The sequence below is a fragment of the Paraburkholderia sp. HC6.4b genome (assembly GCF_014200875.1).
GTDB classification, from domain to species: domain Bacteria; phylum Pseudomonadota; class Gammaproteobacteria; order Burkholderiales; family Burkholderiaceae; genus Paraburkholderia; species Paraburkholderia tuberum.
On the sequence record NZ_JACHDC010000031.1, the window covers coordinates 45,793 to 60,717 of the forward strand.

Annotated in this window: 14 protein-coding genes; 9 read left to right on the forward strand and 5 right to left on the reverse strand. The window is 62.2% G+C overall.

Annotation, left to right across the window (positions count from 1 at the left end; translation table 11 throughout):
• Positions 1 to 23 precede the first annotated feature (23 nt).
• From pstS to HDG34_RS35655, 5 genes are all read left to right on the forward strand, one after another.
• Positions 24 to 1,058 (forward strand): phosphate ABC transporter substrate-binding protein PstS, encoded by a 1,035-nt coding sequence (gene pstS, locus HDG34_RS35635; protein WP_184067872.1) that lies wholly within the window; start codon positions 24 to 26, stop codon positions 1,056 to 1,058.
• Positions 1,059 to 1,196: 138 nt separating this feature from the next.
• Positions 1,197 to 1,418, forward strand: a complete 222-nt coding sequence (locus tag HDG34_RS35640) for a DUF3562 domain-containing protein (protein WP_184023913.1) — start codon at positions 1,197 to 1,199, stop codon at positions 1,416 to 1,418.
• An 86-nt stretch (positions 1,419 to 1,504) separates the two neighbouring features.
• Positions 1,505 to 3,931 carry a filamentous hemagglutinin N-terminal domain-containing protein gene (locus tag HDG34_RS35645; protein ID WP_184067875.1) on the forward strand — a complete coding sequence of 809 codons (2,427 nt, stop codon included), beginning with the start codon at positions 1,505 to 1,507 and terminating at the stop codon, positions 3,929 to 3,931.
• Between the two features lie 256 nt (positions 3,932 to 4,187).
• Entirely contained in the window at positions 4,188 to 4,361 is a 174-nt protein-coding gene (locus HDG34_RS35650) for a hypothetical protein (RefSeq protein ID WP_013093753.1), read from the forward strand.
• A gap of 115 nt (positions 4,362 to 4,476) precedes the next feature.
• Positions 4,477 to 4,878 (forward strand): hypothetical protein, encoded by a 402-nt coding sequence (locus HDG34_RS35655; protein ID WP_090810890.1) that lies wholly within the window; start codon positions 4,477 to 4,479, stop codon positions 4,876 to 4,878.
• Between the two features lie 91 nt (positions 4,879 to 4,969).
• On the opposite strand, the gene HDG34_RS35660 is transcribed toward HDG34_RS35655, so the two are convergent.
• Complete coding sequence (locus tag HDG34_RS35660) at positions 4,970 to 6,499, reverse strand: CYTH and CHAD domain-containing protein (protein WP_184067878.1); 1,530 nt, start codon at positions 6,497 to 6,499, stop codon at positions 4,970 to 4,972.
• Positions 6,500 to 6,758: 259 nt separating this feature from the next.
• Between HDG34_RS35660 and HDG34_RS35665 the strand changes: the two genes are divergently transcribed.
• Both HDG34_RS35665 and HDG34_RS35670 read left to right on the forward strand, forming a co-directional pair.
• Positions 6,759 to 7,316 carry a TetR/AcrR family transcriptional regulator gene (locus tag HDG34_RS35665; RefSeq protein ID WP_184067881.1) on the forward strand — a complete coding sequence of 186 codons (558 nt, stop codon included), beginning with the start codon at positions 6,759 to 6,761 and terminating at the stop codon, positions 7,314 to 7,316.
• A 134-nt stretch (positions 7,317 to 7,450) separates the two neighbouring features.
• The gene (locus HDG34_RS35670; protein ID WP_409259715.1) at positions 7,451 to 8,401 is read left to right on the forward strand and encodes an alpha/beta fold hydrolase; all 951 of its coding nucleotides are present in this window, start codon (positions 7,451 to 7,453) and stop codon (positions 8,399 to 8,401) included.
• A 34-nt stretch (positions 8,402 to 8,435) separates the two neighbouring features.
• Here the strand turns inward: HDG34_RS35670 and HDG34_RS35675 are convergent, their stop codons facing one another.
• The gene (locus HDG34_RS35675) at positions 8,436 to 9,227 is read right to left on the reverse strand and encodes a DUF2182 domain-containing protein (RefSeq protein ID WP_184067959.1); all 792 of its coding nucleotides are present in this window, start codon (positions 9,225 to 9,227) and stop codon (positions 8,436 to 8,438) included.
• A gap of 2 nt (positions 9,228 to 9,229) precedes the next feature.
• Complete coding sequence (locus HDG34_RS35680; RefSeq protein WP_184067884.1) at positions 9,230 to 9,832, reverse strand: DUF1326 domain-containing protein; 603 nt, start codon at positions 9,830 to 9,832, stop codon at positions 9,230 to 9,232.
• A gap of 288 nt (positions 9,833 to 10,120) precedes the next feature.
• On the opposite strand from HDG34_RS35680, the gene acnB reads away from it, so the two are divergent.
• Positions 10,121 to 12,706 carry a bifunctional aconitate hydratase 2/2-methylisocitrate dehydratase gene (gene acnB / locus HDG34_RS35685; RefSeq protein ID WP_184067887.1) on the forward strand — a complete coding sequence of 862 codons (2,586 nt, stop codon included), beginning with the start codon at positions 10,121 to 10,123 and terminating at the stop codon, positions 12,704 to 12,706.
• A gap of 144 nt (positions 12,707 to 12,850) precedes the next feature.
• Here the strand turns inward: acnB and HDG34_RS35690 are convergent, their stop codons facing one another.
• Positions 12,851 to 13,792: an alpha/beta hydrolase gene (locus HDG34_RS35690; protein ID WP_260321440.1), complete on the reverse strand. Its 942-nt coding sequence runs from the start codon at positions 13,790 to 13,792 to the stop codon at positions 12,851 to 12,853.
• Positions 13,792 to 14,052, reverse strand: coding sequence for a hypothetical protein (locus tag HDG34_RS39980; protein ID WP_311734915.1), 261 nt, complete (start codon positions 14,050 to 14,052; stop codon positions 13,792 to 13,794). The genes HDG34_RS35690 and HDG34_RS39980 overlap by 1 nt, the downstream gene beginning before the upstream one ends.
• On the opposite strand from HDG34_RS39980, the gene HDG34_RS35695 reads away from it, so the two are divergent.
• Positions 13,948 to 14,829 carry a LysR family transcriptional regulator gene (locus HDG34_RS35695; protein ID WP_311734913.1) on the forward strand — a complete coding sequence of 294 codons (882 nt, stop codon included), beginning with the start codon at positions 13,948 to 13,950 and terminating at the stop codon, positions 14,827 to 14,829. The two genes, HDG34_RS39980 and HDG34_RS35695, sit on opposite strands and share 105 nt — an antisense overlap.
• Positions 14,830 to 14,925 lie beyond the last annotated feature (96 nt).

Here is a 14,925-nt window from a genome sequence, read left to right on the forward strand (position 1 = left end):
AGTCAATCTCGTGGAGGCAAACCATGCTGTTCAAACGAGGAATTGCAGTTCTTGCCGTTGCTCTACCGCTTGCGGCCGCGCAAGCGCAAACCGTCAACATCACCGGCGCGGGCAGCACTTTTGCGGCCCCGATCTATAACAAGTGGGCTGACGCCTACCAAAAGGCGGGAGGCGGCAAGGTCAACTACCAAGGCATCGGTTCAGCGGGCGGCATCAAGCAGATCATCGCGAAGACCGTTGATTTCGCAGGTTCCGATGCGCCGATGAAGGACGACGAACTGGCGAAGACTGGCCTGTTCCAATTCCCGACCGTGGTCGGCGGCGTCGTGCCGGTCGTGAACCTGCCCGGCGTGAAGCCGGGTCAACTCATTCTGTCGGGTGCCGTGCTTGGCGACATCTATCTGAACAAGATCAAGAAATGGAACGATCCGGCGATCGCCGCGCTGAATCCGGGTATGAAGCTGCCAGATACGGACATCGCCGTGGTGCGCCGCGCCGACGGTTCGGGCACGAGCTTCATCTGGACGAACTTTCTGTCGAAGGTGAACCCGGAGTGGAAGTCGAAGATCGGCGAAGGCACGACGGTGAACTGGCCGACCGGTACGGGCGGCAAGGGCAATGACGGCGTTGCCGCGTTCGTGCAACGCCTGCCGGGCGCGGTCGGTTACGTCGAGTGGGCATATGCGAAGCAAAACAACATGATCTACACCAGCCTGAAGAATTCGGCCGGTATCGTGGTTGCGCCGAAGACCGAAACCTTCAAGGCGGCCGCCTCGGGCGCGGACTGGAAGACGACCTTCTACCAGATCCTGACGAACGAGCCCGGCAAGGACGCGTGGCCAGTCGTCGGCGCGACCTTCGTGCTGCTGCATGCGACGCAGGACAAGCCGGCGCAAGGCGCGGCAACGCTGAAGTTCTTCGACTGGGCGTTCAAGAACGGCGGGCAGGCTGCCAGCGATCTCGACTACATTTCGCTGCCGGATTCGGTCGTGTCGGAAATCCGCGCGCAATGGAAGACCAAGGTCAAGGACGCGTCGGGAAAACCGGTGTTTCAGTGAAGGCCTCGATGCCACCCGCCTCAAACAGCTTGTAATCGATCATGGACGAAGTCAATTGACGCAGGTCAATTGACTGACGCATAGAGGCGGGTAACGTGTGTGTGACGGTTCTTTATCACCGCACGCTCGGAGCAAGCCATGGTCACGCGCAACGTCGAGGATGTCATCAGGCAGATTGCCGCCGCTACCGACACTCCTGAGGAAACGGTCTCGCAGATGTACGCGCAGACGTGGATTGAATACAGCGAAGGTGCACGAATCACGGACTACCTGACGGTGCTGGTCGCTCGTCGTGTGCGGGACGACCTGCGTAGGCGGCAAGTGCGGGATTCGCTGGTATCTCTCGGACAAGCTGACTAATATTCTGCGTGTGGGCTCACCACGGTTCACGCGACTCCGGTCGGATTGCGGGCCGATGGCGTCCAACTTCCGCGGAAGGGGGACATATGACGCCATTGTCATTAAGTCGTCCGATACTGCGCGCACTCTATCGCCGACATCCGTCTCAACACATCTCACCCTTCATCGCTGGATTGTCGTTGGCGCACGCGGCCTTTGCCGGTGGCGTGCTTCCGCAGGGCGGGCACTATGTTGCCGGGGCGGGAACCATCGCCGGTCAGGGCAACGTGATCACCGTCACGCAGCCGAACTCGACTCGCGGCGTGATCGACTGGAGCAGCTTCTCGATCGGCAAAGGCAGCGCCGTTAACTTCGACAACGGTTCGGGCGCAACGCTCAACCGCGTGACGGCCTGCGCGCCTTCCGCGATTCTCGGCAGCCTGAAGGCAACTGGCAGCGTGTATCTGATCAACCCGCAAGGCATCGTGGTGGGTCGTAGCGGGACTATCACTACCGGCGGACGATTCGTTGCTTCAACACTCGATCTGCCGAATACACCCTTCGTGAATGGCGGGACGCTCACGCTCACGGGCACATCGAATGGCAATGTAGTGAATCTCGGCAACATCAGTTCCAGCGGAGGCGATGTTTTCCTGATTGCACGCGGTGTCGTGGTCAATGCGGGCTCGGTCAGCGCACCGAACGGCACCGCGGAATTCGTCACGGGGCAGCAAGTGGCGTTGCTCGAATCGTCGGGCAGCAGGCAGGTATTCGTGCAGATAGGCAGCACAGGGACCGTGATAGATCGCGGTGCCACGCAAGCCGCGCAGATCAATCTGGAAGCGGCCGACGGGAATATCTATGCCCTTGCAGGTGGTGGCTCGCGTATCCGCGCGACGGGCACGGCGATGCGTGGCGGCCACATCTGGCTGGTCGCCGACAACGGGCACGTTACGCAGCAAGGCACGATCGCCGCAACGAATGCCGACGGCAGCGGCGGCACCGTCGATACGCTTGCCGACACACTCACGCTGGCGCATGGCGCCCGCGTGCGAGCAGGGCTTTGGAACGCGTCGACGCCAAACTTCACGATCGATCGCGGCACAGCCGACGCCTTCATGCGCAGTCTGAACGCCGGCACGTCCGTCGATGCAACCGCGACCGGCACGAACGGCGCAAGCGGCGACATGACGGTTGCGTCGAATCTCAACTGGCGAGGACCGGCGTCGTTATCGCTCGCGGCTTTTGGCAACGTGACGATCGCACCTGCGACGACGCTCAGGAGCACCGGCAGTGGCAACCTGAGTTTGCGGGCCGACGTGACGGGCATCGACAACGCAGCCAGCGTGACCAACCGCGGCACGATCGACTGGTCGGTAAGTACCGGTTCGGTGAGTTCGTTCTATGACATGAACGGCAGCTACAGCCCAGGAATCATCCGCTCGAATACCGCGTGGACTGCCGCGCCCTATAGCGGTCTTCTCACGCAAGTGACCGGCTACAAGCTCGTCAATTCGCTTTCCGACCTGCAGAACATATCGCTCGATCTGACCGGCAACTATGCGCTCGGCAAGGATATTGACGCGAGTGCGACGAATCTCTCTTCCACCCCCTCCGGCGGCGTCGACTTCATCTCGCTCGGCAGCGCGGCAACACCTTTTTCAGGCCAGTTCGACGGCATGGGACATGTGATCGACCACTTCAGTCAGCAGGAGTATTACTCGCCGTCGGGTACCCGGTCGCTTGGCCTGTTCGGCGAAATCGGGAGCACGGGCGCCGTACGCAACGTCGGCATGACGAACAGCGAACTTACGGCCATCTTCGACATTTCGTTCAACGATCCCATCTCTGTCACGTACGGCATACTGGCCGGCCGGAACCAGGGGTTGATCACCTACGCGTATACGACCGGCCTGCGTACGTCGCCCCACTATGGGAACGTTCCGATCGGCGGTTTGGTGGGCACCAATGATGGTCTCATCGAGCGCTCGTGGAGCAGCGCTTCAGTGAATGATGCCGGCGAGGCAGGGGGGCTCGTCGGCGTCAACACCGGCCGGATCGTTCAATCATTTACTACCGCGGATGTTAGCGGAGATGTGCGGATGGAACCGGGCGGACTCGTCGGCATCAACAGTGGCACGGTGTCACAGTCTTATGCCGCCGGCAGGGTGTTAGGGCTTTTTGCGGCTGGCGGATTGGCGTTCGCGAATAGCGGCGTGATCGAGCAGTCGTTCGCGGTTGGTCCGGTGCTAGGACCTTCCTACCAAGGCCCGGGCTACGGCACTTACGGGGGAATCGTGGCATACGGCGCCAGCGGAACGATTGCAGGCAATGTCTACTGGGACAAAGAGACGACGACACGTACGGTGAGCACTGGAGACGTGTCGCAACTGCCCGCGTCAAACGGGTTCACGACTGCTCAAATGAGCAACCCGGCGAGCTTCGACGCATCGTGGGATTTCAGTCCAACCGGCGCGTGGGTCATGCCTGCCGGCGCGACCCACCCCATCCTGCGCTGGCAACTCGGCCAGTAAGCGCTGCTGTGAGGCCGCGGCAGCAGTACCGACGCGCGCCCGTGAACTTGCCCTGATAGCTCGGCTCGTCCTTGCGTCTGACGATCAGGCGCGCAATGTGCTCGGAGATAGACCCGTTGATCGCTTTTGCGGCGAGGGCGTCGTGTGCACCGCGCCATGCGCCGCTAGGAGTGCTGTCAGCGGATCATCGGAGCGCACGGTAAATCTAGCAGCGCGGGCAACCGGCGCCATTGGCCGGAACCACAAGGAGAAATCGATGACCCTGCTCATCTATCTGGTCGGATGGATCATTTTCATTGGCGGCGTCGCGTGGGGATTGATGGCGCTGCATGTCGCGCAGCACATCATCGCAATCGTGGCCGTGATCCTGCTCGGCATTGCGGTGATTACGGGCGCCACGCGTGCGCGTAATCGCGATCGGTCGTCATAGCCTTTGGCGTTTGCCTGTCGGATCCATCAGGTGGGAACGCTCATCACACGCCACGCCACGCTCGCGATGTACCATGTCTGCGTGAAATCTCGCGCTGGATATCGTGGAGTACATCATGGGAAGCGCATGGAAACGCCGCTTCAAACTGTTTATCCAGCGTTTCTGGCAGCCAACCAGCGCGTGCATGACCTGTATGCCGGGGAGCTGGGGCAACATCATGAGCCTCACGCACTGGGCGATCGCATTCAAAACCGGGCTGCTCACCGGTGTGCTCGCCCTGCTGCTCACCTTCACGCCGGCGGCGAAGTGGTACGGGAATCGCTATAGCAACGCACTGCTCGTCGGTTGCCTGACCGCTATCGGCGATGCCTACTCTCATTTGAGCCAGTACCGCTTTCATGTTCTCGAACACGTCGCGACGGGGGTCATGTCAGGCCTGTTCGCGCTCGCTGCGTCGTACCTGTTCGAGGACCGCGCGCGCCGCATACGCGCGGCGTGGTCGCGCTTGTTCGGATAATAAGACTTCGATCTCGAACATCGTGAGACCTCACGATGAGTGTTGCGCGTGACACGTTCGCGCCCGGATACCTCGCGGTGAATTGTTCGCGTCAGTGCGGTGACGAAAGCAGTTTGAAGCGCTTCCACAGCTTCTTCAATGTCTGATGATCGGCAGCGACGCGTGACGCGAGGAAGCCGCGTGCGAAGGCCGCGCCCGAGGCTGCTTCCGGCGACGTTTTCAACAACGACTTCAGAAGCTGATCGGCGACGACGGCATCGTTGCGCCAGCCGAGATCATCCTGAAGCGCGGTGAGCGCGTCGACATAATGGCGAACGGCCTGCTTCGGGCATAGCGACGCAAAGAACTCGGTGGCGTATCGAACTTTTTTCGCCGCGATGCGGGCGCGGTGACGACGGTGATCGTCCAGATCGGCCAAACCCTTGCCACGTTTGATCAGTTTCTTGTGCCGACGACGCAGGACATCGGCGGCGAATGACTTCACCGGGCCGCTGATTGCGTTGCGCTGTTCGTCGGACATCTCATCTCGCCAACCTTTGCGGTTCATCCAGAGCGCGAACTGGAGCGCGAGCCGCGTGTAGCGAACCGACTCGACCGCGGCCGCCGCGCGCTGCCGGTTGTTGACGGCAATCTGCTCGCACGCCTGTCTGACGGGCCGGATCTCGTCCGCATTGCCGTCGGCGCCGGCATGGTCGAGCGTCGATCCCGCAAGCACTTCCCAGTCGCGCGCGCCGCCGAGTTCCGAGGCAATCCAGCGCAACTCCTCGTCGAATCCGGACGAGGCGGGGATGACCTTCGCAAACAGGTCGAGAGCCGAACGCAAGCGACGAAGTCCCACGCGCATCTGATGGACGCTCGATGGATCGTGGCCCGACACGACGCCCCGTTCATTCGCGTGGACCTGGTCCAGACAGTTGCGCACAATCACGCAGAACGCATCCTCGACCGAGTCGCGTTTGTTCAGTCGCACTGGTTGCGCTTTCACCGCCTCGCTGTGCTCGTCGACGAGCAGTGCATACCCGATATCCGCCTTGCTGCGATGATCGATACGCAGCGGCACAGTTTCGAGCATTTCCAGCGCGACGCGGTACAGCATATCCGGATTGCCCTGTTTCAGTTCCAGTTCCACCGCGGCGATCTGCACTGATCCCGAATCCGCTTCGACGCTTCCTTCGGCGAGAGCAAGCTCGAGTTCGTCTCCGGACGGCTGGCGCAGCACAAACGCTGACCGGTTGATCCGCGTGACGAACACCGGCTTCAGTTGGGCCGCGACGGTCTCGTCGCGAATCAGCTTTCCGCAGTCGCTGTCGTCGGGGATCTGGTCGTACAGCAGCGTCAGATCGGGCGCGTCGCTATTCACTGGCATCTCGAACTCGTCCCGGTCGAACAACCCCGCCTTGGCCGATCCTTCGCGCTTCAGCGTCTGGATTTTCTCGTTGCCGACGGTGCGCACGCGCAGCGAAGCCCCGCACCAGTGAAATGAAAAATCGGGCGTATCGAAATAGGTGCTCGTCAGCAGGTGAGGCGTTCCCGCTGTGGCTTCTGATTGCGCAAGCATCGACGCGTTACGCAATTTGACGAGATCTTCGTTTGCAACGCGCAGCTTCAGCTCCCGTTCCATGCCGCCTCCGAAATGAGCACCGGACTGTCAGACTACACCGGATTGGTTGGACCGCGTCACGGCCGATCGTCCCCAGTGGCCTCGGATAAAAGTCGTACACGGAAAAAGTGGATGAGACGGTCGACGAGCCTGGCGCGAATGCCTGTACACGTTGGGACATCTTGATTAGGAAATGATCATTTCCTATAATCGCCGTATGACTACACGCAACCATGCTGCCAGACAGCCACGTGCTCCAGGTCGTCCACGCGAATTCGACATGGACGTCGCGCTGGACGGCGCAATCCAGATTTTTCGTGAGCGCGGTTATCAAGGGACGTCTCTTGGCGACCTTGGGTCCGCGATGGGGCTCACCGCCGGCAGTATCTACAAGGCGTTCGCCGATAAGCGAGCGGTATTCCTTGCCGCGCTCGAGCGCTACATCCACCTACGAAATGGCCAGTTGCAGAGCCTGCTCGACGCGGAGCAGACCGGCCGCGACAAGGTACGGGCCATTCTGCGGTTTTATGCTGAGTCTGCAATTGGCGAAGAGGGCAAGCGAGGCTGTCTCGTAGTCGGAAGTGCAGTCGACCTGGTGGCCTTCGATGATGAGGTCGCGAGTCACGTGGTCGCGTCTTTGCAGCGAACGGAGCGTCTGTTGTGTCGTTTGATCCGAGTGGGCCAGACAGACGGTTCGATCGCGTCCGCCGTGGATCCGGACGCTACCGGCCGCGCACTGCTGAGTCTGACGCAAGGTTTCAGGGTCGTCGGCAAAGTCGGGCGATCCCGGGCACACATGATGGCGGCGGCGGATCAGGCCATGCGTCTGCTGGACTAAGCACAGCAAGACACAGCATCGCATGACCTCCGCGTGCCGCTCACCCTATTAGGAAACGTCCATTTCCTAACATCATCAGCCAATGAGAAAAGCCGCTCAACGGTGTCATCCCCCAACCCAGAGGAGTTTCGTTCGTGAAAACACATCACTCGCCGGTGCCATCAGGGAGTTCCGGATTCGTAAGCACGTTGCCAGTAGCAAGGCCCGTTGCGGGGTTAGCAGGATTCGAGCACAAGTTCGCAACCGTAGACGGACTGAGGCTGCACTACGTCACCGGTGGAAACCCACAGGGCGACGTGGTCGTGTTGCTCGCGGGCTTTCCCGAGAGCTGGTTCGCCTGGCGCAAAGTGATGGGACTGCTTGCAAAGACCTACCGAGTCGTCGCACCGGACCTTCCCGGACAAGGTGATTCGGATCGTCCGATGGACGGCTACGACACACAAACCCTTGCGAGCCATGTTCACGGTTTGCTCCAGCAACTGGGGATGACCCGGTACTTTCTTGCTGCACACGACATTGGAGCGTGGGTGGCTTTTCCTTACGCCGTAATGTTCGGCGACGAGATCCGGCGACTCGCGCTGCTGGATGCGGGGATCCCCGGCGTGACGTTGCCTGATGCGTTGCCGAGCGCGCCCGAGCGTGCATGGCGCACCTGGCATTTCGCATTTCACGGGCTACCGGACCTGCCGGAAGTGCTGCTCGCCGGCAAGGAACGTGAATACCTCGACTGGTTTTTGCGGCGAAAGGCGGCCAATCCCGATACTTTCACTGACGCCGATATCGATGAATATCTACGCATTCTCAAGAAAGACGGCGGCTTACGCGCGGGCCTTGCGTATTACCGGGCCGCGCATGTGTCCGCCCAACAGAATGCAGAACTGAAGCAACGAGGCATGCTCGACCTGCCACTGCTGACGCTCGGTTCCGATCAAGGTTCCATCGCCGATATGGCAACACCTTTGAGAGCCTTTTTCACCGACGTCAAAGGCCGCATCATCAGTCACTGCGGGCACTTCATTCCAGAAGAACAACCGCGCGCGGTCGCCGATGAACTCACCGCGTTCTTTGGAAGCGCAGAGGGGTAACGGGGCTACGGGGGCGCAAGATGCCGCGCATGGCTCAGGCGATGCGGGCGTGCTGTACGACGATCCATGCGGACCACACAAGCAACGCAATGCCGAGCGGCTTGCCGATGGAGCTGCCCCAGCGGAAATTCTTCTCGGCCGACATGATCGCGCCGAGCGCCAGCATCCAGCCGACGCTGCCAGTGCCGACCGCGAACATCAGCAGCATCAGGGCCCAACAGCAGCCGATGCAAAAAGCGCCGTGACTGATGCCGAGCGCAAAGCTCTCGCGGCGCGCGCTCCTGCCGCGCCAATGCTCGGTGATGAACATCAGCGGCGAGCGGCATTTGTCGAGACATCTATGCTTGAGGCTGCTGAACTGATAAAGGCCCGCGAGCGCGACGATCGCGGCGCCGATCAGCCAGCCGTTTGCAAGCAAGCTCGCAGACTGGTCCGCGATCAGATGGAGCGCCGCGTCGAAGCCGTGCGCAAGCACGCCGAACAGCGCCCACATCGTCGCATAACCGACGATCAGAAGCGCCATCAGGGTGCGCCGGTTGGCGCGCGCGACGGTCATCCGCCGGAACGTGTCGAAGAGCGGGAAGGCGGTCGGCAGCATCATGGCCGCGATCATCAGCAGCCATGCGACGCTGTGCAGCAATGCCGCAATCGTGAGGCTCGCGCCGGGCACCTGACGGCATATCGCGCCGACGAGCGGCAGTTCGGCCCAACTCGCATGATGCAGAAAACGCGCATAGGGCCCCGCGTCCCATATCCATAACGCGATCCACGCGCTGCCCGTCAATGCGACGAACAGCGGCGCGAACAGCCGCGAGCGTGCGAGCATCTTCACGACGCGAAGCTGAACGATCCCTGAATGGCGTTATGTCCGGTCAAGGCGAGGTCGAGACCGAGCTTTTCGTGCCGCAGGCGGAATGCGTTCGCCTTGCCGACGAAAGCAGGGGAGCCCGGTATCGTCGAAAAGATGCTTTCGACCAGTTTGGTCGGCTCGCCGGTCGGGCCGCGATAGGGCTCCAACTCGGCCTCGATGGCTTCGCCGACTTTCATCCTGCCCTTGCCGTCGACGACCGCGTATTCGATCGGCGCGCGTTCCACGGACACGACTTCGCCGATCAACTGCACGAGATCCGCGATGGGGCCACCGCGCTCGCCACGGTGCACGCTAACCAGGGCATCGAATTGCGCGTCGCTCGCGCGCTCGTCGACGAACATCGCGACGCGCCAGCCGCCTTTGAGCACGTTGCCGGGAATGAACGCCGCGAACGCGATCGTCAGGCCCGATACATCGACGCCGTCGATCATGCCTTGCTCGTAGTGGTATGCAAGCGCGCTGCGGCAAATGCCGTTATCGGGATCTTCTCCGATCCAGCACGGACACAGCACCTTGCATTCACACACTTCGAGGATGCTGCCCATCAGTTGATAGCTCATTCACGCCTCCGCTGCCGGTTGGATCCGGCCGGGAAGAACATCGCCGGACATCCTCTGTTGTAGCCGTTAAGCGGGCAGTAATCAAAGTGTTCGGGCGCTGCGAATGATTGAAGCGGCTTACACAGTCGGTGCTTTTGCGGTGCAGGAGGGGCGCAACTCTTATATAAGACATAAGACATTTGACCTTGCATGGGTATTGCAATTAAAATCGCGATCGAAGCAGTGCCCGGCACAGCTTGGAGTGCCTTAAAAGCCTTTCCCTGAAACGCAAATACCAGCAGGTCCACCATGCTTGAAAATTTTCGTGCTCACGTGGCCGCGCGCGCCGCGCTCGGCATTCCTCCCCTGCCGCTGACGGCTCAGCAGACCGCCGAGCTGGTCGAACTCCTGACGAACCCGCCCGCTGGCGAAGAGCAGACGCTGCTCGACCTGATCACCAATCGCGTGCCCGCCGGTGTGGACGAAGCCGCCCGCGTGAAGGCAGGCTTCCTCGCCGCCGTGGCCAACGGCCAGACCGCCTGCGCGCTGATTTCGCGCGCCCGTGCCACCGAACTGCTCGGCACGATGCTGGGCGGCTACAACATCCAGCCGCTGATCGAACTGCTGTCCGACGCCGAAGTGGGCACCGTGGCCGCCGACGCGCTGAAGAAAACCCTGCTGATGTTCGACCAGTTCCACGACGTCAAGGAACTGGCCGACAAGGGCAACGCCAATGCGAAGGCCGTGATGCAGAGCTGGGCCGACGCCGAATGGTTCACGAGCCGTCCGGAAGTGCCGCAAAGCCTGACCATCACCGTCTTCAAGGTGACGGGCGAAACCAATACCGACGACCTGTCGCCGGCCCCGGATGCGACCACCCGTCCGGACATCCCGCTGCACGCACTGGCAATGCTGAAGAACGCGCGTCCCGGTATCACCCCGGAAGAGGACGGCAAGCGCGGCCCGGTCAAGTTCATCGAGTCGCTGAAAGAAAAGGGCCACCTGGTCGCGTACGTGGGCGACGTGGTCGGCACCGGCTCCTCGCGCAAGTCGGCCACCAACTCGGTGCTGTGGTTCACGGGCGAAGACATCCCGTTCATCCCGAACAAGCGCTTCGGCGGCGTGTGCCTCGGCGGCAAGATCGCCCCGATCTTCTACAACACGATGGAAGACGCCGGCGCTTTGCCGATCGAACTCGACGTGTCGCAGATGGAAATGGGCGACGTGGTCGAACTGCGCCCGTACGAAGGCAAAGCCCTGAAGAACGGCGCAGTGATCGCCGAGTTCCAGGTCAAGTCCGACGTGCTGTTCGATGAAGTGCGCGCCGGCGGCCGCATTCCGCTGATCATCGGCCGCGGCCTGACCGCCAAGGCACGCGAAGCGCTGGGCCTCGCCCCGTCGACGCTGTTCCGCCTGCCGCAGCAGCCCGCCAACAGCGGCAAGGGCTTCTCGCTGGCGCAGAAGATGGTCGGCCGCGCTTGCGGTCTGCCGGAAGGCCAAGGCGTCCGTCCGGGCACGTACTGCGAACCGAAGATGACCTCGGTCGGCTCGCAGGACACCACGGGCCCGATGACCCGCGACGAGCTGAAGGACCTGGCGTGCCTCGGCTTCTCGGCCGATCTCGTCATGCAGTCGTTCTGCCACACCGCCGCTTATCCGAAGCCGGTGGACGTCAAGACCCACCAGACGCTGCCGAACTTCATCAGCAACCGTGGCGGCATCGCGCTGCGCCCGGGCGACGGCGTGATCCACTCGTGGCTGAACCGCATGCTGTTGCCCGACACCGTGGGCACCGGCGGCGACTCGCACACGCGCTTCCCGATCGGCATCAGCTTCCCGGCCGGTTCGGGTCTGGTCGCCTTCGCGGCCGCCACCGGCACGATGCCGCTGGACATGCCGGAATCGGTGCTGGTCCGCTTCAAGGGCAAGATGCAGCCGGGCGTGACCCTGCGTGACCTCGTCAACGCGATTCCGCTGTACGCGATCAAGCAAGGCACGCTGACGGTTGCCAAGCAAGGCAAGAAGAACATCTTCTCCGGCCGCATTCTCGAAATCGAAGGCCTGCCCGATCTGAAGGTCGAGCAAGCGTTCGAACTGTCGGATGCTTCCGCCGAGCGCTCGGCCGCCGGTTGCACGGTGCACCTGAACAAGGAACCGATCATCGAATACCTGAACAGCAACGTCACGCTGCTGAAGTGGATGATCGCCCAGGGCTACCAGGATCCGCGCAGCCTGCAGCGCCGCATCAAGGCGATGGAGCAGTGGCTGGCCGACCCGCAACTGCTGTCGCCGGATGCCGACGCCGAATACGCAGCCGTCATCGAGATCGATCTCGCCGACATCCACGAGCCGATCGTGGCCTGCCCGAACGATCCGGACGACGTGAAGACGCTGTCCGACGTAGCCGGCGCGAAGATCGACGAAGTGTTCATCGGCTCGTGCATGACCAACATCGGTCACTTCCGCGCCGCGTCGAAGCTGCTGGAAGGTAAGCGCGACATCCCGGTCAAGCTGTGGGTGGCCCCGCCGACCAAGATGGACCAGAAGCAACTGACCGAGGAAGGCCATTACGGCGTCTTCGGCACGGCTGGTGCGCGTACCGAAATGCCGGGCTGCTCGCTGTGCATGGGCAACCAGGCACAGGTGCGCGAAGGCGCGACGGTCATGTCGACGTCGACCCGTAACTTCCCGAACCGCCTCGGCAAGAACACGAACGTGTACCTCGGCTCGGCGGAACTGGCGGCGATCTGCTCGCGTCTCGGCAAGATCCCGACCAAGGAAGAGTACATGGCCGACATGAGCGTGCTCAACGCCAACGGCGACAAGATCTATCAATACATGAACTTCGACCAGATCGAGGACTTCAAGGAAGTCGCCGACGCCGTGACGATGTAAGTGTGCTGTCGGACTACGGCGTGTGGTTCGCGTCGTAGCGCCACGAAATGGCGCCGTGGGCTGAATGCCTGCGGCGCCATTTTTTTTTGCGGCGTTCGAGTCGAGGTCCGCGCGGGCCAGCCTCGCCGGGATCGCAGATGAATCTCAGGGCCTGGCGATAGCCGATCCGCATCGCAAGACAAACCCCGCGACCTGGTCCAACGCGTATCGGGCGCTTGCAAGCTCGTCGGTCGAGCGCTGGAACGCGTGATGGAGTCCCTCGTAGATTTCCAACTGCACCGTGTTTCCCCGCTGCGCAGCGGCAGCCGCGTAGCGCCGGGCGTCGTCGAGCAGCAGTTCGTCCGTACCGACCTGAATGGCGATCGGCGGCAGATGTGCGGGAACGTGGTACAGCGGCGACGCCCGTCGGTCCGCGGGATCGGCTGACCCAAGGTACGCGGCGGCGGCATCGGCGAGTATCGGCCGCGTCAAGACCGGGTCGCGGGTCTCCTCGCTGCGCGACGACGGGCCCGTCAACGCAAGATCGAGCCACGGCGAAAAAGTGGCCACACAAGAAACGTTCATCGACCGACCTCCATCAGCGCCCAGCGCCGCAAGCGCGAGCCCGCCGCCTGCCGAGTCGCCAACCAGCGCGATGTCGCGAATGCCTGACTGCGCTATCCACCGCAACGCTTCGATCACGGCATCGTATGCCGCGGGAAACGGATGCTCGGGCGCAAGCGGATAGTCGAGAACGAAGGTGTCGATGCCGGCACGCACGGCGATCTGACTCGCCAGGCCGCGATAACCGGTGGCAGACCCGAGTACGAACGCGCCTCCGTGCAGAAAGACGATCGCGCGGCCGGCCACGGCGGATTCGGGCCGAATCCACCAACCCATTACGTCCGCGCTCTCGACTCTTTCAAGATCGACGCCATCCGCTATAGGCGTTTGCGCCGTCATCGCGTCGTAGGCCTCACGCGAGGCTCCGCCGAATTCCGCAAAGAGTCGCTGAGTACGGTCGAGCACCGAGATCGCCGCCTCGCGGTCGTCGTCACTCAAGGGGTGCCGCATCTCGATCAGGTTGGTCTGCTGTACGACGCTCATCATTTGCTCCTTCGTTTAGTGGTGGTCGATGGGCAGACGATATCTATTCCGCCCAGCGTCCAGAAGAAGGCCGAACGGAATACAATCAATTCCATTCCGGAAATTTTGGGAGGCAAGGAGTGGACCGTCTGGATGCGCTCAAACTTTTCGTCCGCATCGTCGAGAGCGGGAGTTTCGCTGCGGCGGCGCGCGAAATCGGCGTGGGCCAGCCCGCGGTCAGCAAGCAGATCGCGTCGCTCGAACGCCATCTTGGCGCGCAACTGGTCAGGCGCACGTCGCGCAGCATGACGCTGACCGAGACAGGACAATCGGTCTATGAAGCGGGTTTGCGCATCATTGGAGATTTCACGGAGCTCGAATCGTCCGTCGGGCGCGGTCAGGTTTCGCCAGCCGGGATGGTCCGGGTCACCGTGGCGCCGGTTTTTGGCCGGCTGTATGTGGTGCCGCGCCTGCCGGCATTTTTCGCCAGGTATCCGACCGTGTCGGTGGACCTGTCGGCCACGGAGCGAACCGTCAATCTGGTCGAGGAGGGCTTCGACCTTTCGATCAAAAGCGGGCGGCTTGCCGACTCTTCGATGATTGCAAGGCAACTGGCATCGAGCCCAGTCGTTGTCGTCGCAACGCCGGATTACCTCGAAAAACACGGGCGCCCCGAACGGCCACAGGATCTCGCCCGACATGCCTGCGTCGTTTTCGCACCGCTGCGCGAGCCGCGGGCGTGGCGCTTCGAAAACGTCGACGGTCCCGGCTTGCACGTCCCGTCCGGCAATTTTCACACCGGCGACGCGGAACAGATTCGCGCTGCCGTGCTCGCCCATATGGGACTGGTTCAAGCGCCGGCGTGGCTCTTTGCACCGGAGATCGCGAGCGGTGCGGTCGTCAGCCTGTTGCCGGATTTCGCGCCGGCGCCGATGCCCATCCACGCCGTTCATCCTGCTGGCCGACGATTGCCGACCAAGACCCGCGTATTTATCGATTTCGTTTCGGAAATTCTGACGTCTGATCCCGGTCCGGCCTTTGTCCCGGTCAGGACCTAGCGAGTGTTCCGCCGACACCGGATCATGCCGAACAGGGATCGCGGTCCGGCCTTACCGCGCCGCAGTCAATCCCCGGTCGACAAGGCACTTGACCCG

What these genes read in the sequence shown, in the direction of transcription:
- pstS (WP_184067872.1), top strand. Translation starts at nt 24, where the DNA reads ATGCTGTTCAAACGAGGAATTGCAGTTCTTGCCGTTGCTCTACCGCTT.
- HDG34_RS35640 (WP_184023913.1), top strand. Translation starts at nt 1,197, where the DNA reads ATGGTCACGCGCAACGTCGAGGATGTCATCAGGCAGATTGCCGCCGCT.
- HDG34_RS35645 (WP_184067875.1), top strand. Translation starts at nt 1,505, where the DNA reads ATGACGCCATTGTCATTAAGTCGTCCGATACTGCGCGCACTCTATCGC.
- HDG34_RS35650 (WP_013093753.1), top strand. Translation starts at nt 4,188, where the DNA reads ATGACCCTGCTCATCTATCTGGTCGGATGGATCATTTTCATTGGCGGC.
- HDG34_RS35655 (WP_090810890.1), top strand. Translation starts at nt 4,477, where the DNA reads ATGGGAAGCGCATGGAAACGCCGCTTCAAACTGTTTATCCAGCGTTTC.
- HDG34_RS35660 (WP_184067878.1), bottom strand. Translation starts at nt 6,499, where the DNA reads ATGGAACGGGAGCTGAAGCTGCGCGTTGCAAACGAAGATCTCGTCAAA.
- HDG34_RS35665 (WP_184067881.1), top strand. Translation starts at nt 6,759, where the DNA reads ATGGACGTCGCGCTGGACGGCGCAATCCAGATTTTTCGTGAGCGCGGT.
- HDG34_RS35675 (WP_184067959.1), bottom strand. Translation starts at nt 9,227, where the DNA reads ATGCTCGCACGCTCGCGGCTGTTCGCGCCGCTGTTCGTCGCATTGACG.
- HDG34_RS35680 (WP_184067884.1), bottom strand. Translation starts at nt 9,832, where the DNA reads ATGAGCTATCAACTGATGGGCAGCATCCTCGAAGTGTGTGAATGCAAG.
- acnB (WP_184067887.1), top strand. Translation starts at nt 10,121, where the DNA reads ATGCTTGAAAATTTTCGTGCTCACGTGGCCGCGCGCGCCGCGCTCGGC.
- HDG34_RS35690 (WP_260321440.1), bottom strand. Translation starts at nt 13,792, where the DNA reads ATGAGCGTCGTACAGCAGACCAACCTGATCGAGATGCGGCACCCCTTG.